Consider the following 22,033-nt stretch of genomic DNA (forward strand, 5'->3'; position numbering starts at 1 on the left):
CCTCCTTAACCTTTGATTTCTTCAAATGTGTGTGCGTTCTTGTGTGTACCAAATGTCTGGAAGACGTGCTTTTGATAAAGTGGATACACGGTTTGACGAGCAAGTTCATTGATGATCACACTGTTTCGATAAGCCCCCAGCCCCAAATCTGGAGCGCCGACCCCATGTGTATGAAGCTCTGCATTTTGTACAAAAATATCATTTTCACCCATCGTATTTGTTTTCAAACGATATTCACGTTCCACTTGGAAACGTCCTTGATCATCCCATTGAATGTGGTGAGAAATAGGGTTGATAAATGGCGGCAGAACGGATTGATAGCCAGTCGCCAATACAACAATATCCGTCTCATGCGTAAATGATTCTTCCTTGACCCATTGCGTGCAGGAAAGTGATAATCCGCCCGCTGTTTCCTCAATCAAGTTGACCTCCGTCATGGCTTGAAGCACTGTGTTCAACTGCGTTCCGCAGGCAGAACGTTCATAAAGCAAATGATAAATATCACGAATCATCGCCGAACTGATGCCTTTATACAGCAAGTCTTGCTGTTTTAATAACGCATCCTTTTTTGTTTGCGGAAGCTCATAAAAGAAATCAATATAGTCAGGGGAGAAATACTCAAGCCCTAGGTTTGAATATTCCATTGGGAAAAATCCTTTTGACCGTGTGAACCAGTGAATATCCTTCGCTTCATCATCTGATAAAATGTCATAAAACACTTCTGCTGCACTTTGACCAGAGCCGATAACTGTGACAGATTTCCCTTTGAAACAACCTTCTTTCTTTCGTTTTAAATAGTCAGCTGAGTGAAAAACCTTCTCTCCTAAAGCTGGCTGGAGCGATGCTGGCACCGCCGGCTGCGTGCCAATTCCTAAGACAAGATGTTTGCTTTCAAACACCTCTACAGTTTGGTCATTCACATGACGGACATGCACTTCATACCGCTTTTCCCCTGCCTTTTCAATCAGTGAGACAGATTCGACGTTCATGCCAAATCGGCAAGAGTCTAACTGATCAGCGACCCAGCGGCAATAATGACTGTATTCCTTGCGCGGGATATGGAAGTCCTCTAGAAAGTAAAATGAATACAAACGGTTTTGTTCCTGCAAATAGTTGAGAAAGCTATATTTGCTTTTCACATCTGCCATGCTGACAAGGTCCGCTAAAAATGGGACTTGTAGTGTCGTTCCTTCAATGAGCATCCCTGGGTGCCAGTGAAAGGCTTCACTTCTTTCAAAAAACAAAGCGTCGATTTCATTTACCTCTTCAGATAATGCGGCAAGTCCAAGGTTAAACGGGCCAATGCCGATCCCAATTACATCCACTATATTATTTTGCTTGTTGAACCGCGTCATGGTTATACTTCCTTTCGAATCGTTCTCGATCACAAAACATCAAAAGACCTGTTTTATCCGGTAAAGTGACTGGTTTTACACGTTCAAAGCCGCATTTTTCAAATACATGAATCATTTTTTCATTGCGAATATCCGGCTCAGCGACGATTTTTTCTGTTCGTTTGTTCTGCTCAAATTGAAATGCTGTCATTGCCTGAAGGAGCGGCGCAGCAAATCCTTTTCCCACATAATCCGGCTCCCCTATTAACAGGTGAATGCCTTGATCATGCGGAGAAGGCTCATAGTAGGATTCAATGATATCTCCTTTCACGTTGTAAGCCTCAAAATAACTCATTGGCGTCCCATCAATCGTGCCTAAATAAAGGGTTTGATGCGGATCATGTATTGCCTGATAAAAATGCTTTTCAAAAGCAGGAAACGGAATATTCAAATGCCAAAATGGGTGAACATACTCTTCTTGCATCCATTTATGGACAAGCTGGACGTCTCTTTCATATTCAGCACGAATAAACCTAATACGATGCCTCATCCAATCAGCGCCTCCTTATGTAAAAAGAGCGGATTCAAGACAGCTGTGTAACGAGACTGTGTTTCCAGAGAACCTGTCAGCTCATCCATATCTTCAAATCGTGTCAGCAAATTCGCTTTTGAAGGAAGTTCTTTTGAACGGAGAAGGCTGTTTGTCAGATCAGAAGCTCCGTACTTCTCCTCATGAGCAAGCAATGTATCTCTCACGAGTGCCAGCAAGTCTTCTTCCTTTGCTAGTCCTTCTGTGCCAAAGCCATTAATGAGACCAAATAAATGATTAAAGAAGAAATAATAACGGAGTCTCTCAACGGCTACATCATCCGCACAAATGGTTTCACTTCTTACGCTCAAGTTTTGAACTAGATTTGCGAGCTTATCTTTTTTTGATTCACTATAATAGTAGCCTTGGTTATCACGGTAATAGAAGGTGTCTGGATAACCATCCTTCATTTGCACAACAGCATTTTGCTGATGGGCCTCGAGTGCAAGACCATACGTTTCAAATAGCCAGAGCATCGGCTTTAACGAAATGGTTAAGTATTGTTTAAACCAATCTTGGCTGACCGCTTCTGTTGACCGGCCTTCTGCATCTGCAAGTTTATGAATAATTCCTGCTAATCTTGATTTTCCTCCGTACGCATGATCCTGACATAGCCCAGCAATTAAGCTTGCGCCTTTTTCACGATGCAAGAATGGATTTTGACGAATGACCACTTCAAAGCCAGATTCCGCTTCATCTCCTCGAATAGATAGATATGCAGGATCTTCAATGACCCGGAATCCAGAGAATTTTTCATATAAAGAAACGCCTAATTCTGTTTTTAAGATGCGGGACATCTCTACTCCTCGATCCAGTTCCTTTTGTTTATTGATGCGTAACGAGTTCGTAATTTTCACAGGAACAGAGAATTTGAGCATGTAAGCAGAATCCTTTTGATAGACCGTTCTAAAGGATGAGGTCGCTGTGTATTCAGACCCTAGCGGTCCTAAATAAGTCAGTTTCCCCTCCTCTATATAACGCTTCACGAATGCCTTCTCCATGACCACTTTGACTTGCAGCGGATGAATTGGAATGAACACATATTCTCCGTTTTCTGTTAACCTATTCAGTCTCTCTGTTTCTTCTGGCACTTGACGCGAAAGCTCTTCTAACATGAGACTTGCCGCAGGTTGTGAAATAGATGAATCCTGAAGCACAATCGAATGGTGCGCTTTAAAGTAATGAAGCTGGAAAGCCCCTTTCAGCTCAGGAGAATAGACGGCTTCCTCCTCTTCTGTCATCCCTTGTCTGCTTTTTGGTGTAGGATGTGTTAAATGTCCAAGGAGAAGTGACTGTTCAGCCTCGATGTACTCAAAATCAGCTTGAGATAAAGCAGCTTGATCACTTTCTCTCTCCCTTAAGAATCGTTCAATATTTCGGCAGCTTAAAATGATGCGAAGCATGAATTCATCCTCTGCATCTGTGCGGCCATATGCAATGAGAAGCTCCTTTGAACATAAAGCAACAAGTGTCGTGTAATCGACGATCGTCCCCTCTTGCTGGCTTCCACTCGGACGAAAGCGAATCGGAAAATCAAAGAGATGGCGGCCTACAGTTGAAAAATATCGGATCGGAATCACAAGCTCAAGGTCTTGCTTTGCTAGTTTTGCCACGAATACAAGCGAACCATCTGCTTTCGTCTCTTTTTTTGCAGATCGATCGATTCCTGTTTCACGTAAAAAACAGTTTAAAAAGCTTTGCATAGTTGCATTTTCAGCCATTTGTTTATATTGACTCAACGTAGTACCCTCCCGGATTGAATATGAGCAATCCCGATATCAACGATGTCAGAAAGGATTTCCTCAATATGTGTGATTGTCGTTCTCGGATTTAATAAAGTGAATTTCAAGCATGTTTGACCATCCACCACTGTTTTTGCAATGACAGCAGTTCCTGATGTGAATAGCGTTCGATGGATGATTTTATTGATGTCATCCGCACCCTTAAATCGAAACACCACTGCATTGATTTCTGGCTCAGGATTGATCACTTCAAGGTGATCATTGCTCTCGATAAGCGCAGCCACATCCTTCGCAAAATCAATGGTATGGTCAATCATGTCACCAAACCCTTCCTCCCCAATCAGACGAAGAGAAAGAAGCAATTTCAGTGCATCAAAACGGCGCGTCGTTTGGACAGATTTATTGACGAGATGTAGTATTCCATCCAGTTCATCTTCTTTTGGATTAAGATAATCTGCATGATAATTGATCAAGCCGAAATGCCTTTTATCCTTCAGCAAAAATGCTCCGCAGGAGATCGGCTGATAAAATTGTTTATGAAAGTCGATCGTGATGGAATCAGCCAGCTCAACACCATCTAATTTATCTCGGTAGTTTTCACTTAATACAAGCGCTCCACCATAGGCAGCATCTGCGTGTATCCACAGACCGCATGGTTTGACGATGTCATACACATCTCGAACCGGGTCAATACTGCCAAAATCAGTTGTCCCGCAAGTCGCCACTAGCGCAAAAGGCAGGAGATCCTGTTCCTTTAACTCAACTAGTTTCTTCTTCAAATCGTTGAGGTCCATGCGGTGATGCTCATCTGTCTCTATCAGAACAACCGCCTGCTCCCCTAAGCCTAGCTGGGATGCAGATTTTTTCACAGTGAAGTGAGCATTCTTAGAGCAAAGAATTCTCATACGGTGAGCCTCACTCGGCAAGCCTTTCTGCTGAACATTCCATTGCCATGTGTTCTCACAAAAAGCATCTCTTGCAAGAAGCAGCCCCATGTAGTTAGATTGGGTTCCACCGCTCGTAAATGTCCCATCTGCTAAATTTCCATAAGAAAACTTCGCACATAGCCACTTTAAAATTTCCTCCTCAACCAAAGATGCAATACCGCTTTGATCAAAGGAATCCATTGATTGGTTAAATGAACTTACTATCACCTCTGCGGCAAGCGCAGGTATAAGCGGCGGGCAATGCAAATGTGCCAAGCATTTAGGATGCGATACATCAACCAGATGTGGCAAAAGGTGCTGCTTTATATCTTGAAAGACAGATTCAATTGATTCGCCAGACGGTTGAAACTGAAATAATGATTCGACACTAGCCGCTAATTTCCCAGGCAATATTCCACTGTATGGGCCTTGGTCTTTTTGCCACTGGTCCAGTAAGCTGTCGATAGATGTATGAAGAGCCGCTTGGAAGGACTCTCTTCCAAGCTGGCTTTGATTGATAAATAATGAATCCACAGAAGCTTTAGTTGATTGCATCGTAAACGGCCTCTTTGAAAATAGCAATAACTTGTTCAAGCTGTTCTTCAGTCATGATCAATGGCGGTAAGAATCGAATGACGCTGCCGAAACGGCCTCCTGTCTCTACAATTAAGCCTTTATCGAAGCAATTCTTTTGAATGAGACTGGCTAGCTCAGGATTTGCTGGATAACTTCCATCCACATCCTGCTTCTCATTTGGATTAACTATTTCAGCACCAATCATTAATCCTCTTCCTCGAACATCACCGATAGCAGGTACATTTTTTTGAATGTCTTTTAGATGAGCCTGCATACGATTCCCTAACTGGTCAACATGATCAAGCAGATTCGTTTCTTTTATAAATTTAAGCGTAGCGGTTCCTGCAGCCATTGCCATTTGATTTCCTCTAAATGTGCCAATGTGTGCCCCTGGATTCCATTGATCCAAATCTTTATCATAAATCACAACTGAAAGCGGCAGACTGCCACCAATGGCTTTAGATAATACAATGACGTCCGGCACAATTCCTGCATGTTCAAAAGCAAACATCTTACCTGTTCGGCCAATGCCTGATTGAACCTCATCGATGATGAGCGGAATGCCTTTTTCATTTGTGATTCTTCTCATTTCTTGCATCCATTCAATAGATGCTGGAATTGAGCCTCCCTCACCTTGTACTGCTTCAAAGATCATACCTGCTGGCGGAAGAATACCACTTTCAGGATCATTTAATACACGCTCAATATAAGAGCTGGAAATGCGGTGTGAATCTTTCCCGCCAATTCCGAATGGGCAGCGATATTCATATGGATAAGGCATGAAATGCACATCTGGGATTAACCCTTGCACTCTTTCCTTTGGAGACAAATTCCCGCTTAATGACATCGTGCCATGTGTCGCACCGTGATAAGCACCGTGGAAAGAAAGAATGGAACGATTTCCTGTCGCAGTCTTGACTAATTTAATCGCAGCTTCTATGGCATCACCGCCAGTTGGTCCACAAAATTGAATTTTTGCTCTCTTTGCAAACTCTTCTGGCAGGTGAGAAAAAATTTCATTCACAAACTCTTCTTTAATTTCTGAGGTTATGTCCAACGTATGCAATGGCCTTTTTTCATGAAGCATACGTTCAATCGCTTCTATCACAACCGGATGATTGTGGCCAAGTGCAAGTGTTCCTGCGCCTGCTAGACAGTCATAAAACTCTCTGCCATCCGCATCTGTCACGATCATGCCCTCGGCTTTTTGCATGGCTAATGGGAACCGTCTCGGGTAAGACCTTGCATTAGATTCTCTTTGACTTTGCTGCTCTAAAAATTGCTGATTTTTAGAAACGGTTTTGATGGACATAATAAAACACTCCTCCAATTGATAAAGATTATCATTTTCATTTACTAGCCTAGAGGATGTGAGATAGGAAAGTCAATTGTATTCAAAAAGATGATTCGAAAAGCATATGAATACAATATTCTCTTTTTAATGAGTATTTTCGAGTAATTTTTACAAACCTTACTGCCATAAGGAGATGGAACGCATGAGACGGATTGACATTGAAAAAAATTACAAATCATTTTTCCTGGTTCATTTGTTCTATTCAATTCAAAGCGCTCATTTTATGCAGAAATTTGGATGAAATGAAGGTAGAAAATTGAAGAAATCACACTGTTTTTTCTTGATATAAATGGTTTGGATGGTATAATTTCTCTGAAACATAAGGGATGGAGAGGGGAATTTTGATGATTTTAACAAAGCACGATCTTCACCATTACTTAACGCAGGATAAGAAAGCATTAGCTATCACGCGCAGAAGGCCAAAATGGTTTGGGGACGATATATGGAAATATCAAAGGTATTTACGAAAATATGAATACTATTCTAATAGCGGCGCTACATTGCGCAAATGGTTTTACCGCTATTTACATAAAAAGAAAGGGATGCAGCTTGGCTTTGATATCCCAATTGGCGTCTTTGGCCCCGGCCTTAGAATCAATCATACTGGCCTCTTAATTGTAAATAAGCACGCAAAAATTGGGGCATTTTGTGATATTCATCAAGGGGTGAATATTGGTCAAAACCATTCCGAAAAGGATGTACCAACCATTGGAGATCACGTATGGATTGGGCCCGGTGCTAAGCTGTTTGGAGACATTTATATTGCAAATCATATCTCAATTGGAGCAAATGCCGTGGTGAATCATTCCTTTCATGAAGAGCAGATCGTCATTGCTGGTGTGCCGGCTCAAAAGGTAAAAGAAAAAGGCCCTTCTTCATGAAGGCGCCTGATAAAAAAGAATTACACCGATTAAAACAGAGATGAGCAGCATGAGATAAAACAAGATGGTTAAAATCAAGATCGTCCAGCCCAGCCCCTTCCTCTCTGTCTTGATCAAATAAATGCCGAGTACGATGGTACTAAAAAGCACGCCTAAAATGGCCCACAGCCATTTGTCTTTGTGATGCTTTGGCGCATCAAACCATAAATAGATAGCAACAGCAAGTGAAACGAATAGACCCGTTATTCTCAAGATTAAACTCCCCCTTATTATGTATACGCGCTCTCTATGATGCGTTTGAGTATCCGATGATCAGCAACAGGAAGTAAAAGACATAGACTAGCATAACAATAGAATAGATGATGATGGACACGATCAGAACTGTCCAGCCCAATCCTTTTCTTCCTGTTTTGATGAGGTATATCCCAAATGCAAAGAGCCCGAATAAAAGACCTAAAATAGACCATAACCATTTATTTTTCCCATGTTTTGGTGCATCTATCAATAGATAGATTGCGGCTAAAATAGAAACAAACCATCCAGTTATCCAGCCCACATTCTTCTGCCACCCTTCTTCAGTTCATTCCATTATATGATACTTTTTTCCTAAAAAATAATGATTCAGAGGATATTGCGCGGGAGGCTTCGCCATTCTTCTCTCAGCATTCCGTAGCGCATCGAATCATAATACTCTCCTTGATAATAACGAACCTTTCTCAGTCTCCCCTCAAGGACAAATCCGCATTTCTCTGCGCACCGCATCATCCGTTCATTCCCTGACCAAGTGGTTAGACCAATTCGAGGGATATCAATATGCGTAAATAATACATCAATCCATAGATTTAATGCCTTTGTCCCAATGCCCCCGCTCCAAAAGCGTGAGTCATAAATGACAATGCCGCATTCAAGCCACCGTGTACGTTCATTCTCCCAATAATATGATATGGTACCTTTGATATCACCGTCTATTTCAATGCCATATAGCTTTTGGGGAATGGATTCATCCTGTAAGTAACGTTTCTTAAATGCAGAAAGCGGGATTTCGTGTTCATAAAAATAAGGGGCATTCCATTTTCGATAGGACTGGTCTGGTGCTTTAAATTTTAAATGCCACACTGCCTCTAAATCCGTTTCGGTTAATGGACGTATATTCACAAGCTCTTCCTTTTCTCTTTTCATCTGTTCACGTCCCTTTACTTTGTCGTTCTTTTTGCTAGATGACGGTACTCAATCGGCGTCATACCTTCATTTTGCCGAAATAGCTTAGAAAAATAAGTAGGGTCGTCAATGCCTACATGCTCTGCAATGGCTGCAATTTTTTCATTCGTTGAGGCAAGCATGCTTTTAGCTTTTTCGATCTTGAGACGATGGCTGTACTGGTTTGGCGTCAATCCGTACACCGTCTGCATACACCTTGTCATGTAGTCAGGATGATAGTGCAGTTTCTCTGCAAGCTGCTCCATATTCAATTTCTCCATAAAGTGATGCTCAAGATAGTGAACCACTTCTGATGCGACAGTCTCCTTTGCACTTGGAATATGGAATGCTTCCTTTTGCAGGTGAATGAGCAGTTCCTCAAATAGAAGCTGTTTTTTCAGCGGAAGTTCAGATGCATCATGATTTAATGCGCTCATCGCTGAAAGGTGTTTTTCTAACACACTTCGTCCCTTCACTTTTCCTAAACGAGGCAGGCTAAATTCATATGTTGCCGGCTTTTCGAAGGTGGCTTGGTTTTGTTTCATATCAATCCAGTGTTCTCTTGGCCGGTTCGTCAGCTCAAATCGGTCAATTGAGAAATGCAGCCACTCATAGTAGGTATCCTCTTCACATGGCAGATGTCCGCCATGAGACAGGCCCGGTGAGAGAATCATATATTCACCTTCTTTTACGTGAAAAGCCTCCTCGTCCTCTGTCATCCATAGTTCACCTTTTGTGACATAGAGAAGATCAAATACAGCGAAGGTTCTTGAGATATGTCTTTCTCCTTGATGAAATATCCCTTTACCTGAAGCTATATAAATAGGAAACGGCGGTACAGTAAATGTAATAAATCGATTCATATTCATCCCCTTATGAAGTCGTATTTCTCCAATAAGTTTCGGTTTCATCTCTTCTTATTATAGTCGATGCAAGGTACACTATAAATCGGATTTACACGAAAGGGGGCTTTGTGATGAAATCTCAAACCCTGTCATATGAAAAGGTTCAAGCCAAAGATGAGAAAACGCACCCTTCATTATTTGCATTAACTTGGCCTATTTTTATCGAAATCTCTTTATATATGCTCATGGGAAGCGCTGATACACTTATGCTCAGCCAATACTCTGATAACAGTGTGGCCGCAGTAGGTGTAAGCAACCAGCTCCTGAATTTATTAATTGTCATGTTCAGCTTCATTACAACAGGAACGACCATTGTGATTGCGCAGCTTCTAGGAGCTGACCGCAAGCAGGAAGCGACTCAAGTCGCCTATGTCTCACTAGGGACCAACTTCTTGATCAGCTTTGTCATTAGTCTCCTCATGTTTATGTTAGCTGTTCCAATTCTGCACATGATGGGCTTATCAAGTGAACTCATGCCGGATGCGGCGGTCTTTTTACAAATTGTCGGGCTGCTTTCTTTTATTCAAGCACTTATTATGACGTATAGTGCTATTTTAAAAAGCTACGGATATACAAGAGACACGATGTATGTCACCATCGGAATGAATTTGCTAAACGTTGCCGGCAATTATTTGGTCATTTTTGGTCCGTTTGGCTTTCCGGTATTAGGTGTCATGGGTGTTGCCTTTTCAACCTCGCTTGCTCGATTGATCGGATTGATGGCGATGATTCTCATTGTCCGCCGCCGAATTGGACTGCGCTTTTCGCTGAAGAGCATGTTTCACATCCAGCGTACGCATTTAAAAAGGCTGCTGAAAATTGGCATTCCTTCTGCTGGAGAGCAGCTTTCTTATAACGGCTCTCAAATGATCATTACATTGTTTATTACATTTATGGGGACGCAGGCTTTAGCAGCAAAGGTCTACACTCAAAATTTGATGATGTTTATTATGTTATTTGGTGCAGCCATTAGCCAAGGCACACAGATTTTAATTGGGCGCCATATTGGAGCGAAAGAATTCGATGCGGCCTACCGCAGATGTATGAAAAGCTTATACTGGGCCATTGCGATCTCTCTTCTTTCTTCCACTGCTTTATCTTTATCATCGACGCATTTGCTTACGTTTTTCACTAGCAATCATGAAATCATTCAAATCGCCGCCACACTTCTCCTATTGACGATCATTTTAGAGCCGGGACGCTCTTTTAATATGGTCATTATTAATTCATTGCGGGCTGCTGGTGACGCGAAGTTTCCAGTGTATATGGCGATGATTTCAATGTGGGGAATTGGGCTTCCGATCGCTTACTTGTTAGGCATTCAGCTTGAAATGGGGCTCATCGGGGTTTGGATTTCTTTTATCGTGGATGAATGGGTCAGAGGCATCTTTATGTATAGGCGCTGGCGTTCCAGAGTATGGACGGAGTATCGTTTTTCTTCCACATAAAAAGGACTGCGGGGTGCAGTCTTTTTAGATTGTTGACAAAGGGCTAAAATGGTTTTGATTTTAGCCCTTTGTCTTCTTTTCAGCGTGATAGAAAACCTTTGCAGCCCTAGGAAGGGCGGCTACCTTTGCGGAGCGAATTTGACATTCGTGAGCACCGGAGCGCAGACCTGACAACGAATGCGAGGGTTTGTCTACACGCTGAAAGGACTGCGGGGTGCAGTCCTTTTTTACGTAATATCTTCTAAAATAAGTGCTTTTTCCTGTTTTGAAATAAATGCTCGCTCTGTAAAGACGCGGTATTCGTTTTCTCTTGTTTTATCTAAGATGGCTTTATAAAAGTGGGCTGCTGCTTTCACCGGTATACGTGAATATAACGGGAATTCATGAAGATGGTCAAAAAACTCCTCATAGTATGCCTCTGCCTCAAAAGCAATGTACTCCCAGACGTGCTGAAAAGCTTGATTGACAATCCCTTCCTTCAATTCTTGCTCTGTGTACCCGAATTGATCCATCACTTGCTTTGGCAAATAAATACGGTCTCTTTCAGCCTGATCTTCGCCGATATCTCGAAGAATGTTGGTTAGCTGCATAGCGATCCCTAACGAAATGGCTGCTTCTTTTAGCTGCTCTTTTTTACGCGGTGCAATAATGGGAAGGAGCATGAGTCCAACGGTACTAGCAACATGATAGGAATAGATGAGCAGTTCATCTAACGTTTCGTATCGCTGCTGCTCTAAATCCATCTCCTGTCCTTGGAGCAGGTCACGAAACGGGGCTTCATCCATCCGAAACTCTTGAAATGTATGCTCTAGCGCCACCCATATCGGATCATTCCGGTCTACCTCACCTTGTAAAAATTGATCAAACGTCTTCCGAAAGGATGCAAGGTCCTCTTGTGGCGAAGGCGACTCATCTACAATGTCATCTGCTCTCCGGCAAAAGGAATACACGGCCCAGACGGCCTGTCTTTTCTTTTTAGGCAGCATGGAAAAGGCCCGGTAAAACGTTTTTGAATGGGTTTGAATGGTTTCCTCACACACTTTTAATGCTGTTTGTACATCAACCACTTAACTTCACTTCCTTTCTATCATTCAAATCTTTTAGTAGTACAGAAGCCATGAGCTTCGCACTTTGCATCACGATCGGCACCCCGCCGCCCGGATGGATGGAAGCACCTGCCGCATAAAGATTGTCTGTCTCACTGACCTTCACTTGCGGGCGGAAGACACCTGATTGAAACAAATTAGGCGCAAGTCCAAAGCTGCCGCCTTCAAACAATCCTTCTCGCAAGGAATCATTTGGTGTCCTGACCTTTTGCCAGACAATCGACTCTCGCAATCCCGGAAAACCTCTTTTTTCAAGGACACCCACCATGTTCTCGACAAAATCTGTCTCCTCTTCCCAGTTGATATGATCTCCTGAAGGAACGGGAACGAGCATGTATAGAACACTGCAGCCATCTGGGGCAAGAGATGGATCAATGATCGATGGATTAAATGTATAAAATGACGGGTCTTGAGGAATCGTTTTCGTTTGAAAAACCTCTTTCATATGCTGATCAAAGTGTTCTCCCATAAAAAATTGATGAACAGGTGCTTCCTGATACATCTTGTTTAACCCAAGATACACCATCACACAGCCAGAGGACGGCACGTATTTCCGGCGATCTTGTTCGTCTAAACCAAACTGTTTTAACGCAGCTGGATAATCTCCATTGATCACAAATGCATCAGCGGCTACATGTTCATCATTCACTTTTGCTTTGACTGCCCGTTTTCCCTCAAACACCAATTGCGTAACTTCTTCATTTTTTCTTACATGCACACCCATTTTGATGAGCTGCCCTTCCAATATATCTACTAAACTTGCATAACCGCCTTTTAAATAGTAAATTCCATGTGCGTGCTCACTATATGAAACAAGCGAATAAATAGCCGATGCTTCATACGGGTTTCCCCCAACATAGAGGGTTTGAAGTGCGTATGCATCTCGAAGGCGTTCGTCTGAGAAATATTTTTTCAGAGCGCTTTGTACCGTTCGATATGCCTTTAATTTCATTAAAATCTTCATATTGGCTTTTGTAAAAAATGTACGTTTTTCGTGAAATGATTTTTCTAGAAAAGCTTTCTGCCCTTCTTGAAACCGGTCCGTCATTTCTTCCATAAACCTCTGGAACCCTTGATCTTCTTTTGGAAATACACGTCTGATTTCATCTAGCTGACGACGTGCATCAGAGTATTTCGTATAGGAGGTTCCATCTTGATATTGAATTGTGTACAGCGGATCAAGCTGCAGCAGGTCAAGAGATGATTCGTCAATTCCTACCTCATGTAAAATGCCTTTTAACATGTCAGGAAGTAGGACAATGGTCGGACCTTCATCTACTTTATATCCTTTCTCACGTACAAAAGCAAGTCTCCCGCCAAGCCATTCATTTTTTTCGACAAGGGTGACATCATGTCCCGCTTTTTTCAAATAAAGCGCTGAGATCATTCCGCCAATACCGCCACCTGCAATCAATATATGTTGTTTCATGAGGCGCTCCCCTTTTCTTGATGCCGCATTGTTTTGTGTGAATGTTTCTCTTTTGAAAGAATGGCATTTGTCGTGATACGCGCTGATTCTAAAATGGTTGGCAGTCCGCTTCCTGGATGCGTTCCTCCTCCAACGAGCCAGCAGTGCTTTAATTCATCAAATTCATTGTGCGGCCTTAGGACCATCATCTGCGTCAGCTGGTGGCCAAGGTTAAATGTAGCTCCTTCATATACGTAAAGGTCTTCCTCCCATTGCTTCGGTGTGATCATCCGCTCAACTTCTATATGCTGCCTGACATTCTGAAAGCCGGTTTTCCGCTCCAATGTATCCAGCACAAGCTCTCTAAATTCATCTTGATGCGCTTCCCAGTCAATACCGCTTTGGTTATTGGCAACTGGAGCAAGCACATAAAGAGCTGATTTTCCTTTTGGAGCAAGTGAGTCATCGGTTACACTTGCATTTTGAATATAAATAGACGGATCATCTGGCAGCTCATATGTTTTCGTAATGCCTTTGACGAATCTAGCATAATCATCGGAAAAAACAATGGTATGATGCGGTTCATCGTACATGGTATCCAATCCTAAATAGAGCATAAAGGTAGAGCATGAGAATTTTTTCTTTTTTAGTTTTTTCTCACTGTATTTCTTTAAAAGACCTGGCTCGACAAGCCTTGTCATCACATGTGCAAAGTCTCCATTGACGACAACCTCATCTGCTTGTATTTCTTCCCCAGATTCTAAACGAATGCCTTTTACTTTCCTTCCCTCCGTGAGCAGCTTTTCGACGCCAGCTGACAGATGAATCTCTGCTCCAGCTTCAACCGCCGCCTTTGCCATCGCTTCTGACAGCTGATTGACACCGCCCTTCGGATGGAATACACCTGTATCATGCTCCATAAACGAAAGGATTGAGAACGCACCAGGGCATTCCCACGGCGACATTCCTAAGTACTTTGATTGAAATGTAAAGGCATATTTCACTGATTCATTCGAGAAATAGTCTGACAGTACATCATACAAACTTTTATTTAGCGAAAGCTGTGGAAGTGCTTTGATCACCTTCGGGCGAAGGTAATGATGAAAGCGGTCCATTTTACTTTGTAAAATTGGTGTGAGCCGATCCATTTTGCGCTTTGTATCCTTCATAAACCTTAGATATCCTTCGCCCTCACCCGGCGCAAAGGCTTCTAATCGTTTGTACATTTCATCGCGATCTCGAATCATATCCAGCTGATTGTCTTGAAAAATTAATCTATACATCTCTTTTAATTCAATCACATCGATATAGTCATAAAGATTTTTACCAGCAAAGGTGAACAGCTCCTCTGCAATATGAATCATGCTGAGAAAGGTAGGACCTGTATCAAACGTGAAATCACCAAGCTGAAACTTAGCATTACGTCCGCCGACAAAGGACTGTTTTTCGTATACATGAACTTCATGTCCTTTGCTTTGAAGCATCATAGCTGCCGCAAGTCCCCCTGGTCCCGCTCCGATCACAATGATTTTCATTATCCTTTTTCCTCCAAATTAATTCACTTTAAGTTAATTATACAAATTAGAAAGACTAGATCAACTTTTGATGTGCTCAAAAAGTCTCATGTTATGTATCAAAAAAGCCGGCTTCCTTTCAACAAGTACAAGAAAGCCGACCCTTTATTACGCTTCTATATCAATTCGATACGTTTCAAACCAATGATGAATCTGTGCTAGATGGGCAATCAACTGCGGGCCCTTCATGAGCTGGCCATACCAAGGCACATGAAAGGAAGCTCCTTCCGTTTCAATCAGCTGCTTTAATTGATGTGGATCTAAAAATTCGTGAAGTACAGAATCTTTTTGCGCGAGACAATTTGTTAGCATCTCTTTCACAGCCTGAGTATAGGCTGGATGATGTGTTTTCGGGTAAGGACTCTTCTTTCGATAAAGCACTTCATTCGGTAAAATTCCCTCTAATGCTTTTCGTAAAACCCCTTTTTCACGATTTCCATGCATTTTCATTTCCCAAGGAATATTCCACACATATTCGACAAGGCGATGATCTGCAAATGGCACACGTACCTCAAGACTAGCACCCATACTCATTCGATCTTTTCGATCAAGCAGTGTTGTCATAAACCAGATCATATTTAAGTAAAAAAGTTCTCTCCGGGCTTTATCGACTCCCGTTTCTCCATCTAAAAGAGGCGTTTCTGCCACCGTTTCTTCATATTTGCTTTGTGCGTATTCCTTAAGTGACAGCTTTTTTTGCCAAGAGTCTTGCAGGAGCTGCGTTCTTGCTTCTGTCGATCTCATCCAAGGGAAACTATTTGTTTCATTTGCCATGTGAAACCAAGGATAGCCGCCAAAAATCTCATCAGCACACTCACCTGATAAACCAACAACGAAATCCTTTTTAATTTCTCGGCAGAATATAAGTAAAGAAGAATCGATATCTGCCATCCCAGGTAAATCTCGAACCTCAACCGCTTCCTTCAAATAAGCAGCCAGCTCTTTTTGACCGATGATACAGTTGTGATGATTTGTTTGAAACGCTTTGGTCATTTGATCAATCCATGGGCCATCAGCATTCGGCTGGAATTGACTTGCTTCAAAGAATTGATCATTTTCTTCGTAGTCAATGGAATACGTATGAAGCGGTGCTTTCCCTATTTTCTCAAAGTGCTTAGCGGCAATGGCAGTAATGGCACTAGAATCGACGCCGCCAGATAAAAATGTACATACAGGCACATCAGAGACAAGCTGTCTTGTCACAGCATCTGTAAAGAGATGCTTAATGTGCTGTGCGGTGTCATCAAGTGAGTCAGTATGCTCCTTGCTTTTGACATTCCAGTATCTCCACACGCGCAGGCCGTCTTTTGAAAAGGTCAAGGCATGTGCAGGTCTCAGCTCTTTTACCCCTTTAAACACTCCTTGGCCTGGTGTTCTTGACGGCCCTAAGCCAAAGATCTCCGACAGCCCTTCATGATCGACTTTTGCTTTGATATCAGGGTGAGCAAGAAGTGCTTTAATCTCTGAACCAAATAAGAAGGAATGATGACGTTCTGTATAGAAAAATGGCTTGACACCGAGCCGATCTCTCCCTGCAAATAACAATTCACGCTCACTATCCCAGATCACAAATGCAAAAATGCCATTAAAATGGGAGACACACTCTTCCTTCCATTCTGTATAGGCATGAAGAAGAACTTCTGTATCAGAATGCCCAAGAAAGCGGTGCCCCCTTTTTAACAATTCTTTTCTTATATCCTCCGTGTTATAGAGCTCTCCATTGTATACAATCGTATAAGCATGGTTTTGATGTGTATATGTCATCGGCTGCTTTCCGCCTTCTACATCTACCACCGCTAACCTTTTATGCCCGAAAAGAACATGCTCACTTTTCCACGTATTTGTATCATCTGGCCCTCTTTTAGATAATGTATCTGTCATTTGATTGATTACATGATCCTGTTGGATGAGCTGCTTTTTAAAGTCTGCCCAGCCTGTAATTCCACACATCATCATCAGCTCCCATCCGTTTTTCCTCAAGTGTTCTCATTCAGCCTTTCTTAGTTTATGCATCGTCTCCTTGATAGTTGATTTGTCCTTTTTTCCCGGCGTATAGGACAGGCTTGATTTGGTAAGAAAAGAAAGAGGAAAGGAGCTTTTGCAAATGGAGAATCGAATGAAGCAGCTTGAACGCTGCAGCAGAAGATGGTGTAACGGGTATTTGCTCATTGAAAACGGACATTGTCTGATTGAAGATGAAGAAGGAGAGATCATGCTGCCAGAAAGTCTTCAAAGCACAATGATCTGTTTGAAGGAAAATGACCGATGGACAAAAGGAGAATTGCTTGGTTCCATGGTTCTTCATGAAAACGGGCAGCTAATAGAAGTACAAGGAGGAGAAAAAATTCAATATACGGCGTCCCTTGCCAAAGGCTGGCTCGATCTTCTCATGTTCGTACCGGAGAACGTCTTTGATCACATCCTTGAGCAGGTAGAGCAGCTTGGTTTTTCCGTCTATGATTGTGTCTTCTCTTCCTTTCATTCATTGCAGCGCGTCCCTTTCTTTCAGTTTTCGGCAGATACGCAATCACTTGCACTTCAATGTCACCATGACCCTGCCTCCAGTCACATTCGTTTTGAATGGACCACTTCAGATGGACAACGGATCGTTTCACAATTTGATGCCACATAAAAAGGACACTGCTTCGTATAAGCAATGTCCTTTTTATATTAAAAGATATGGAAACCGATCGGCAGACGTAAACCGAGAAGAATGGTCACAATCGCAAATACGATAAAACCAATCAACACACCAGTCACCGATTTTCCTTTTTTCTTGCGCACTAGGACCATTTCCATGAAACCGATCACTAGGATACCGAGAATCATTTTTCCGATATACTCGCCCCCGAAACCTGGAATTTTCATTCCTGTGCGAACATACAGCTCTACGCCTGTTGCGATAATGATCAAGTAGAATAAGCGAACGATCATGTGCACAATTTTAGCGCCTTTGTCGTTTTTACCTGCTAGAGCAAAGGCTACGAAGAATAAAATAATCCCCAGCACCCATGCTGTGATATGTAAATGTGTTCCCATTTGTGATTTCCCCCTTTATCAGAACAAGTACCTTCTCATCGTACCACGAAATAAGTCGAACACAAAGCGACAATCCTGTGTCATCATGTGCTTTATTTGACGTGATTTGTCAGCGTCCCAATCGGTTCAATCGTGATGTCAATTCGATCTCCAGAAGCTAAAAACTTAGGCGGTTCAAAGCCCTTCCCTACCCCAGAAGGTGTACCTGTTGCAATGATGTCACCAGCTTCTAGCGTCATCCCTTTTGAAAGAGTGGAGACGATGTTCTCAATTGTGAAGATCATTAATTCCGTACTGGCAGACTGACGAACCTCTCCGTTTACCTTTGTTTCCACATGGAGCGCACCATGATCCTCGATCATTGATTTATGAACGATATAAGGTCCTATCGGGCAGGTTGTATCTAAGCTTTTGCCAATGAAAAATTGTTTGTGTTTTTTCTGCAAATCTCTTGCCGTCACATCATTTAAAATGGTGTAACCAAATATATAATCTTGTACCTCTTCAGGAGCAATGTTTTTCCCTGATTTGCCCATCACGATAGCAAGCTCTCCTTCATAATCCAATTCACTTGTCACATCTTCATGAAGACGAATCTCATCTTCGTGTCCAATGACAGAAGTAGGTGCCTTTGTAAAAATCATCACGTCTTTAGGAATATCCGCCGCACTTCCCATTTCCATAACATGATCTTGATAATTCTTTCCGACACACATGATGTTTTTAGACGGCTTTGGAATCGGGGCATGGAGTTTCACGTCCGAAAGCGGATATACATAAGAGCCGCGGTCTTCTTCTTTTTTCTCAGCCCAATCAAGAAGCTGCCCCACATGTTCTACAAACTTGTCCCCCATTTTGATGCACTCAGATAAAGAGTTTGGCAGTGTCTCAAGCTCAAATAATTTGGCTTCTGCCTTTTTGACGTCCATCACCCATTCATCATCAATGACTACCCCAATAAACATGCTGCTATGTATCTCACCTGTAAAAAACTTCATGTCTTCCCCTCACAATCTTCATTTCGCTAAGTTATGATGTCTCATTTTATTTCTCTATGAAATAAAAAAAACCCTTTTTTATCATACTCTCTTTTAAAAAGGGTTTCAAAAATGATGATTGAATGCCTAGCGGAAACGGCGGTATTCCCACATATATCCTTGGTCCCATTTACGCTCAACATTTCCTGTTCTTTGAGAACGATGCTTTTTCTTTCCACATCTATGGCAAGATCGGCTGCGTTTATGGTGATGAGAACGTTTAGATCGATGACTGCGGCGTGACTTGCGACTCTTCTTATGATGGGATCTGTGCTTGCTGCGATGTGACTTGCGGCAGCTTTTCTTATGATGCGATCTGTGCTTGCTGCGATGTGACTTGCGGCAGCTTTTCTTATGATGCGATCTGTGCTTACTGCGATGTGATTTGCGGCAGCTCTTCTTATGATGCGATCTGTGTTTGCTGCGACATGACTTTTTCGGTTCGCTCTTTTTGCTTCTGCAAGATTTTTTGCTTTTATATGACTTTTTACTCTTCATGCTTTTCTTAGAGCGATAACTTTTCTTTGAACGATAGCTTCTGTAGCTTTTTTTACTACGGCGTGATTTACGGCGTCCACCACCGCCAAAGAACCAATGACCGCGATTTGAATGACGAGAACGAGCTGACTTATGCGAACGTTTCGATTCTGGTTCACGATCTAAGTGATGATCACGTCCCTCACTTCGAAGTGAAGCCACTGCATGTTCAATGTGCGAATGATCAAATGTACTCACGAACAATTCCCCTCCAGTCTATGCTTCGACAAAACAAACAGACAAAGCTGTTTATCTTCTCTGCTTTATGTTACGAGACTCGGTAGACAAGTGTTCGTGACGAATGCCTCTTTCCTTTAAAACTCCATGAATACCTACCAGCCGGTACAGGACATTCCTTCACTTTCATATTGTAAAGAAGAGCATATAGGAGGCTGATGAACGTATGAACACGGAATCTTTAAAACAACTTGATATGTGGATTCATCCAAAGGACCTGATTGAACTAAAAAAAGACATTTGGAACGATGAACCTGTTGAAGCTATTCTGAAAACAGGCCAAACCAAATCACATATTTATGCTTCATACCGCGGTTCACACATTAGAAAACTTAAGAAAAAATCCTATAAAATTGAATACCGAAAGCCAAAACAAAGACAAGGCGAATCCATCTTTCATTTAAATGCAGAGTACAATGACCCTTCGTTTATCCGAAACAGACTATCCTTTTATTTCTTTGAGCAGATGGGGGTGCTTAGTCCAGCCGCTTCTCATGTGTTTCTCACCATAAACGGAAGAAAAGAAGGCATTTATTTGAAAATAGAATCCGTCGATGAGTACTTTCTTCAAAAACGGCAGCTTTCAGGAGGCGGCATTTATTATGCGGTTGATGACGACGCGAACTTCTCCCTTTTGAGTTCTTTTGATAAAAAGCCAAAAAAGCACCTTCTTCTCGGATACGAGAAAAAAACGGGGACGTCTCAACATGATCAGCAGCTGAGCGAATTTATTTACTTTCTCAACACAGCAAGAGATGAGACTTTTGCAGAAAAAATTGAACAATACCTAGATGTGACACAATATTTCCACTGGCTCATCGGTGTGGTATGCACACAAAACTTTGATGGTTTTGTTCATAATTACGCTCTTTATGTGAATGAACAAGGGCGGTTTCAAGTACTTCCTTGGGATTATGATGCAACATGGGGTCGTGACATTCATGGAGAAGAAATGGCGTTTGATTATATCCCAGTAAACGGCTTTAATACATTAACTGCTAGACTACTAGATATCCCTTCGTTTAAAGAAGCCTATTACACACTTTTCCAGCATGTACTCGATACACATTTTGTAGAAGACCGGCTCTGTCCAATCATCGAGAAATGGCATGAATCGATTGTGGACCGAATTGGAGATGATCCATATACGAAAGATCGAAAAGACATCCTACCATCTGAACGAGACTTAATCCGGCAGTATATCAACAAAAGACGACGTTATTTACAGGCTGAGATCAGAAAAGAGAAATTTGGTACGTAAGAACACTTTCGAATTTTGTCACTTTATTACTCATATTGACGAAACAGCTTTTTTTATAGAAAAATAGGGTATACTAACCATATCCTTCTATTTGATAAAAAATGTGAGAGTTGGCGTCCGTTATGATCAATTATGAAATTGAACAAAAAAGATTACATTTAATTGAGACTGCAAAAAAATTCGGGATGAATGCCGAAGAAACCATCAGATGCAGTCAAGAGCTTGACATGCTCTTAAATAAAGGCATCAAATCCACCTCTAAAGATTGCTCAAAAAAAGGGTAAGCCATACATCTAATTCCTCTCATGAAAAGCTTTCAAAAAGACAATCACACATTAAAAGACCCATCATAAGCTATGGTGAAACGCCCAAAAACAAAGTGCCCTAATTTTATAAAGGATGTGCACCGCTATGCCGGCTATTGTGGGAGCCTTTAAAGTAAATGCCGTCGGAACGAGCGGAGTCGTTCATGTTGGAGACTGTATCACCATTTCTCCAAATAGTCAGGTTAAAACGTTTGCTGGCGCAGGCAGTTTTAATACAGGTGATCAATTGCAAATTAGCAACTACAAAAGTGTGACAAATACGTACGACAGTGATGTCATAGATCAACCGCTTGTTGGTAACTTGTAAGGAGTGAGGATCCGTTGAACTTCTATATTAATCAAGCGATACAAATTAATTATTTACGTGTGGAGTCTGTGAGTAACTCCTCTGTTCTGCAAATTGGGAGTGCTGGATCCATCAAAGCCCTTTCCAACCTGTATAACACGGGAAGCTACGTAGAAGCAGCGCCTGCCGCAGCAGGTACACAAGGAATTGAAGAATCTCAAGGCGCAAGCACAGCACCTTTTGTACCGCTTCAGTCACCAACAACTTAAG

The 22,033-nt window shown here is 42.0% G+C and carries 23 protein-coding genes; 7 read left to right on the plus strand and 16 right to left on the minus strand.

The window, feature by feature from the left end; all coding sequences use genetic code 11:
* Nucleotides 1-5: 5 nt before the first annotated feature.
* Genes AC20OE_RS11300 through AC20OE_RS11320 form a run of 5 tightly spaced genes read right to left on the minus strand, consistent with a single transcriptional unit; the run spans nucleotide 6 to nucleotide 6,479 of the window.
* The gene (locus tag AC20OE_RS11300) at nucleotides 6-1,355 is read right to left on the minus strand and encodes a lysine N(6)-hydroxylase/L-ornithine N(5)-oxygenase family protein (RefSeq protein WP_064498280.1); all 1,350 of its coding nucleotides are present in this window, start codon (nucleotides 1,353-1,355) and stop codon (nucleotides 6-8) included.
* Complete coding sequence (locus AC20OE_RS11305) at nucleotides 1,330-1,884, minus strand: GNAT family N-acetyltransferase (RefSeq protein ID WP_024426511.1); 555 nt, start codon at nucleotides 1,882-1,884, stop codon at nucleotides 1,330-1,332. Before AC20OE_RS11305 ends, AC20OE_RS11300 begins: the two co-directional genes overlap by 26 nt.
* A complete protein-coding gene (locus tag AC20OE_RS11310; protein ID WP_487268860.1) occupies nucleotides 1,881-3,662 on the minus strand; it encodes an IucA/IucC family protein in 1,782 nt (593 codons plus the stop codon). Before AC20OE_RS11310 ends, AC20OE_RS11305 begins: the two co-directional genes overlap by 4 nt.
* Nucleotides 3,659-5,146, minus strand: a complete 1,488-nt coding sequence (locus AC20OE_RS11315) for a pyridoxal phosphate-dependent decarboxylase family protein (protein WP_106025284.1) — start codon at nucleotides 5,144-5,146, stop codon at nucleotides 3,659-3,661. The genes AC20OE_RS11310 and AC20OE_RS11315 overlap by 4 nt, the downstream gene beginning before the upstream one ends.
* A complete protein-coding gene (locus AC20OE_RS11320) occupies nucleotides 5,133-6,479 on the minus strand; it encodes an aspartate aminotransferase family protein (RefSeq protein ID WP_039177704.1) in 1,347 nt (448 codons plus the stop codon). Before AC20OE_RS11320 ends, AC20OE_RS11315 begins: the two co-directional genes overlap by 14 nt.
* A 386-nt stretch (nucleotides 6,480-6,865) precedes the next feature.
* On the opposite strand from AC20OE_RS11320, the gene AC20OE_RS11325 reads away from it, so the two are divergent.
* Nucleotides 6,866-7,402: a serine O-acetyltransferase gene (locus tag AC20OE_RS11325; RefSeq protein ID WP_041089754.1), complete on the plus strand. Its 537-nt coding sequence runs from the start codon at nucleotides 6,866-6,868 to the stop codon at nucleotides 7,400-7,402.
* On the opposite strand, the gene AC20OE_RS11330 is transcribed toward AC20OE_RS11325, so the two are convergent.
* From AC20OE_RS11330 to AC20OE_RS11345, 4 genes are all read right to left on the minus strand, one after another.
* Complete coding sequence (locus AC20OE_RS11330; RefSeq protein WP_039177699.1) at nucleotides 7,397-7,654, minus strand: hypothetical protein; 258 nt, start codon at nucleotides 7,652-7,654, stop codon at nucleotides 7,397-7,399. The two genes, AC20OE_RS11325 and AC20OE_RS11330, sit on opposite strands and share 6 nt — an antisense overlap.
* Nucleotides 7,655-7,688: 34 nt before the next feature.
* On the minus strand, nucleotides 7,689-7,958 hold the full coding sequence (locus AC20OE_RS11335) for a hypothetical protein (RefSeq protein ID WP_251181135.1): 270 nt from the start codon (nucleotides 7,956-7,958) through the stop codon (nucleotides 7,689-7,691).
* Between the two features lie 65 nt (nucleotides 7,959-8,023).
* Nucleotides 8,024-8,581: a GNAT family N-acetyltransferase gene (locus AC20OE_RS11340; protein WP_487268861.1), complete on the minus strand. Its 558-nt coding sequence runs from the start codon at nucleotides 8,579-8,581 to the stop codon at nucleotides 8,024-8,026.
* Between the two features lie 14 nt (nucleotides 8,582-8,595).
* Nucleotides 8,596-9,462, minus strand: coding sequence for an AraC family transcriptional regulator (locus tag AC20OE_RS11345; protein WP_126682035.1), 867 nt, complete (start codon nucleotides 9,460-9,462; stop codon nucleotides 8,596-8,598).
* 113 nt (nucleotides 9,463-9,575) lie between these two features.
* Between AC20OE_RS11345 and AC20OE_RS11350 the strand changes: the two genes are divergently transcribed.
* Nucleotides 9,576-10,952: an MATE family efflux transporter gene (locus AC20OE_RS11350; protein WP_039177690.1), complete on the plus strand. Its 1,377-nt coding sequence runs from the start codon at nucleotides 9,576-9,578 to the stop codon at nucleotides 10,950-10,952.
* Nucleotides 10,953-11,179: 227 nt separating this feature from the next.
* Here AC20OE_RS11350 and AC20OE_RS11355 read toward each other — a convergent pair whose 3' ends face one another.
* The 4 genes from AC20OE_RS11355 to asnB all read right to left on the minus strand — a co-directional run bounded on the left by AC20OE_RS11355 (nucleotide 11,180) and on the right by asnB (nucleotide 16,990).
* Entirely contained in the window at nucleotides 11,180-12,019 is an 840-nt protein-coding gene (locus tag AC20OE_RS11355; RefSeq protein ID WP_099663133.1) for a phytoene/squalene synthase family protein, read from the minus strand.
* Nucleotides 12,012-13,487, minus strand: coding sequence for a phytoene desaturase family protein (locus AC20OE_RS11360; protein ID WP_106025289.1), 1,476 nt, complete (start codon nucleotides 13,485-13,487; stop codon nucleotides 12,012-12,014). Before AC20OE_RS11360 ends, AC20OE_RS11355 begins: the two co-directional genes overlap by 8 nt.
* Nucleotides 13,484-15,001: a phytoene desaturase family protein gene (locus AC20OE_RS11365; RefSeq protein ID WP_126682038.1), complete on the minus strand. Its 1,518-nt coding sequence runs from the start codon at nucleotides 14,999-15,001 to the stop codon at nucleotides 13,484-13,486. Before AC20OE_RS11365 ends, AC20OE_RS11360 begins: the two co-directional genes overlap by 4 nt.
* Nucleotides 15,002-15,148: 147 nt before the next feature.
* Nucleotides 15,149-16,990 carry an asparagine synthase (glutamine-hydrolyzing) gene (gene asnB / locus AC20OE_RS11370; RefSeq protein ID WP_099663130.1) on the minus strand — a complete coding sequence of 614 codons (1,842 nt, stop codon included), beginning with the start codon at nucleotides 16,988-16,990 and terminating at the stop codon, nucleotides 15,149-15,151.
* A 154-nt stretch (nucleotides 16,991-17,144) separates the two neighbouring features.
* On the opposite strand from asnB, the gene AC20OE_RS11375 reads away from it, so the two are divergent.
* Nucleotides 17,145-17,672: a DUF2777 family protein gene (locus AC20OE_RS11375; RefSeq protein ID WP_487268862.1), complete on the plus strand. Its 528-nt coding sequence runs from the start codon at nucleotides 17,145-17,147 to the stop codon at nucleotides 17,670-17,672.
* Between the two features lie 38 nt (nucleotides 17,673-17,710).
* Here AC20OE_RS11375 and AC20OE_RS11380 read toward each other — a convergent pair whose 3' ends face one another.
* The 3 genes from AC20OE_RS11380 to AC20OE_RS11390 all read right to left on the minus strand — a co-directional run bounded on the left by AC20OE_RS11380 (nucleotide 17,711) and on the right by AC20OE_RS11390 (nucleotide 19,851).
* Nucleotides 17,711-18,079 carry a YisL family protein gene (locus AC20OE_RS11380; RefSeq protein ID WP_034282135.1) on the minus strand — a complete coding sequence of 123 codons (369 nt, stop codon included), beginning with the start codon at nucleotides 18,077-18,079 and terminating at the stop codon, nucleotides 17,711-17,713.
* Nucleotides 18,080-18,171: 92 nt separating this feature from the next.
* On the minus strand, nucleotides 18,172-19,077 hold the full coding sequence (locus AC20OE_RS11385) for a fumarylacetoacetate hydrolase family protein (protein ID WP_342503151.1): 906 nt from the start codon (nucleotides 19,075-19,077) through the stop codon (nucleotides 18,172-18,174).
* Between the two features lie 126 nt (nucleotides 19,078-19,203).
* Nucleotides 19,204-19,851: a CotG/ExsB N-terminal domain-containing protein gene (locus AC20OE_RS11390; protein ID WP_487268863.1), complete on the minus strand. Its 648-nt coding sequence runs from the start codon at nucleotides 19,849-19,851 to the stop codon at nucleotides 19,204-19,206.
* Between the two features lie 205 nt (nucleotides 19,852-20,056).
* Here AC20OE_RS11390 and AC20OE_RS11395 point away from each other — a divergent pair, with 205 nt between their 5' ends.
* From AC20OE_RS11395 to AC20OE_RS11410, 4 genes are all read left to right on the plus strand, one after another.
* Nucleotides 20,057-21,151 (plus strand): CotH kinase family protein, encoded by a 1,095-nt coding sequence (locus AC20OE_RS11395; protein ID WP_487268864.1) that lies wholly within the window; start codon nucleotides 20,057-20,059, stop codon nucleotides 21,149-21,151.
* Between the two features lie 122 nt (nucleotides 21,152-21,273).
* A complete protein-coding gene (locus AC20OE_RS11400) occupies nucleotides 21,274-21,435 on the plus strand; it encodes an aspartyl-phosphate phosphatase Spo0E family protein (RefSeq protein ID WP_039177669.1) in 162 nt (53 codons plus the stop codon).
* Between the two features lie 127 nt (nucleotides 21,436-21,562).
* Nucleotides 21,563-21,784 (plus strand): spore germination protein, encoded by a 222-nt coding sequence (locus tag AC20OE_RS11405; RefSeq protein ID WP_024425506.1) that lies wholly within the window; start codon nucleotides 21,563-21,565, stop codon nucleotides 21,782-21,784.
* A gap of 14 nt (nucleotides 21,785-21,798) precedes the next feature.
* Complete coding sequence (locus tag AC20OE_RS11410; RefSeq protein WP_003210877.1) at nucleotides 21,799-22,032, plus strand: spore germination protein GerPB; 234 nt, start codon at nucleotides 21,799-21,801, stop codon at nucleotides 22,030-22,032.
* The last annotated feature ends 1 nt before the right edge of the window (nucleotide 22,033 follow it).

The organism is Bacillus sp. SRI_025 (assembly GCF_057592095.1).

Excerpts from the sequence above, each read along its gene's own strand:
- AC20OE_RS11380 (WP_034282135.1), bottom strand. The coding sequence starts at position 18,079 with ATGGGAACACATTTACATATCACAGCATGGGTGCTGGGGATTATTTTA.
- AC20OE_RS11350 (WP_039177690.1), top strand. The coding sequence starts at position 9,576 with ATGAAATCTCAAACCCTGTCATATGAAAAGGTTCAAGCCAAAGATGAG.
- AC20OE_RS11300 (WP_064498280.1), bottom strand. The coding sequence starts at position 1,355 with ATGACGCGGTTCAACAAGCAAAATAATATAGTGGATGTAATTGGGATC.
- AC20OE_RS11320 (WP_039177704.1), bottom strand. The coding sequence starts at position 6,479 with ATGTCCATCAAAACCGTTTCTAAAAATCAGCAATTTTTAGAGCAGCAA.
- AC20OE_RS11305 (WP_024426511.1), bottom strand. The coding sequence starts at position 1,884 with ATGAGGCATCGTATTAGGTTTATTCGTGCTGAATATGAAAGAGACGTC.
- AC20OE_RS11360 (WP_106025289.1), bottom strand. The coding sequence starts at position 13,487 with ATGAAACAACATATATTGATTGCAGGTGGCGGTATTGGCGGAATGATC.
- AC20OE_RS11315 (WP_106025284.1), bottom strand. The coding sequence starts at position 5,146 with ATGCAATCAACTAAAGCTTCTGTGGATTCATTATTTATCAATCAAAGC.
- AC20OE_RS11375 (WP_487268862.1), top strand. The coding sequence starts at position 17,145 with ATGGAGAATCGAATGAAGCAGCTTGAACGCTGCAGCAGAAGATGGTGT.
- asnB (WP_099663130.1), bottom strand. The coding sequence starts at position 16,990 with ATGTGTGGAATTACAGGCTGGGCAGACTTTAAAAAGCAGCTCATCCAA.
- AC20OE_RS11340 (WP_487268861.1), bottom strand. The coding sequence starts at position 8,581 with ATGAAAAGAGAAAAGGAAGAGCTTGTGAATATACGTCCATTAACCGAA.
- AC20OE_RS11325 (WP_041089754.1), top strand. The coding sequence starts at position 6,866 with ATGATTTTAACAAAGCACGATCTTCACCATTACTTAACGCAGGATAAG.
- AC20OE_RS11400 (WP_039177669.1), top strand. The coding sequence starts at position 21,274 with ATGATCAATTATGAAATTGAACAAAAAAGATTACATTTAATTGAGACT.
- AC20OE_RS11405 (WP_024425506.1), top strand. The coding sequence starts at position 21,563 with ATGCCGGCTATTGTGGGAGCCTTTAAAGTAAATGCCGTCGGAACGAGC.
- AC20OE_RS11385 (WP_342503151.1), bottom strand. The coding sequence starts at position 19,077 with ATGAAGTTTTTTACAGGTGAGATACATAGCAGCATGTTTATTGGGGTA.
- AC20OE_RS11345 (WP_126682035.1), bottom strand. The coding sequence starts at position 9,462 with ATGAATCGATTTATTACATTTACTGTACCGCCGTTTCCTATTTATATA.
- AC20OE_RS11365 (WP_126682038.1), bottom strand. The coding sequence starts at position 15,001 with ATGAAAATCATTGTGATCGGAGCGGGACCAGGGGGACTTGCGGCAGCT.
- AC20OE_RS11395 (WP_487268864.1), top strand. The coding sequence starts at position 20,057 with ATGAACACGGAATCTTTAAAACAACTTGATATGTGGATTCATCCAAAG.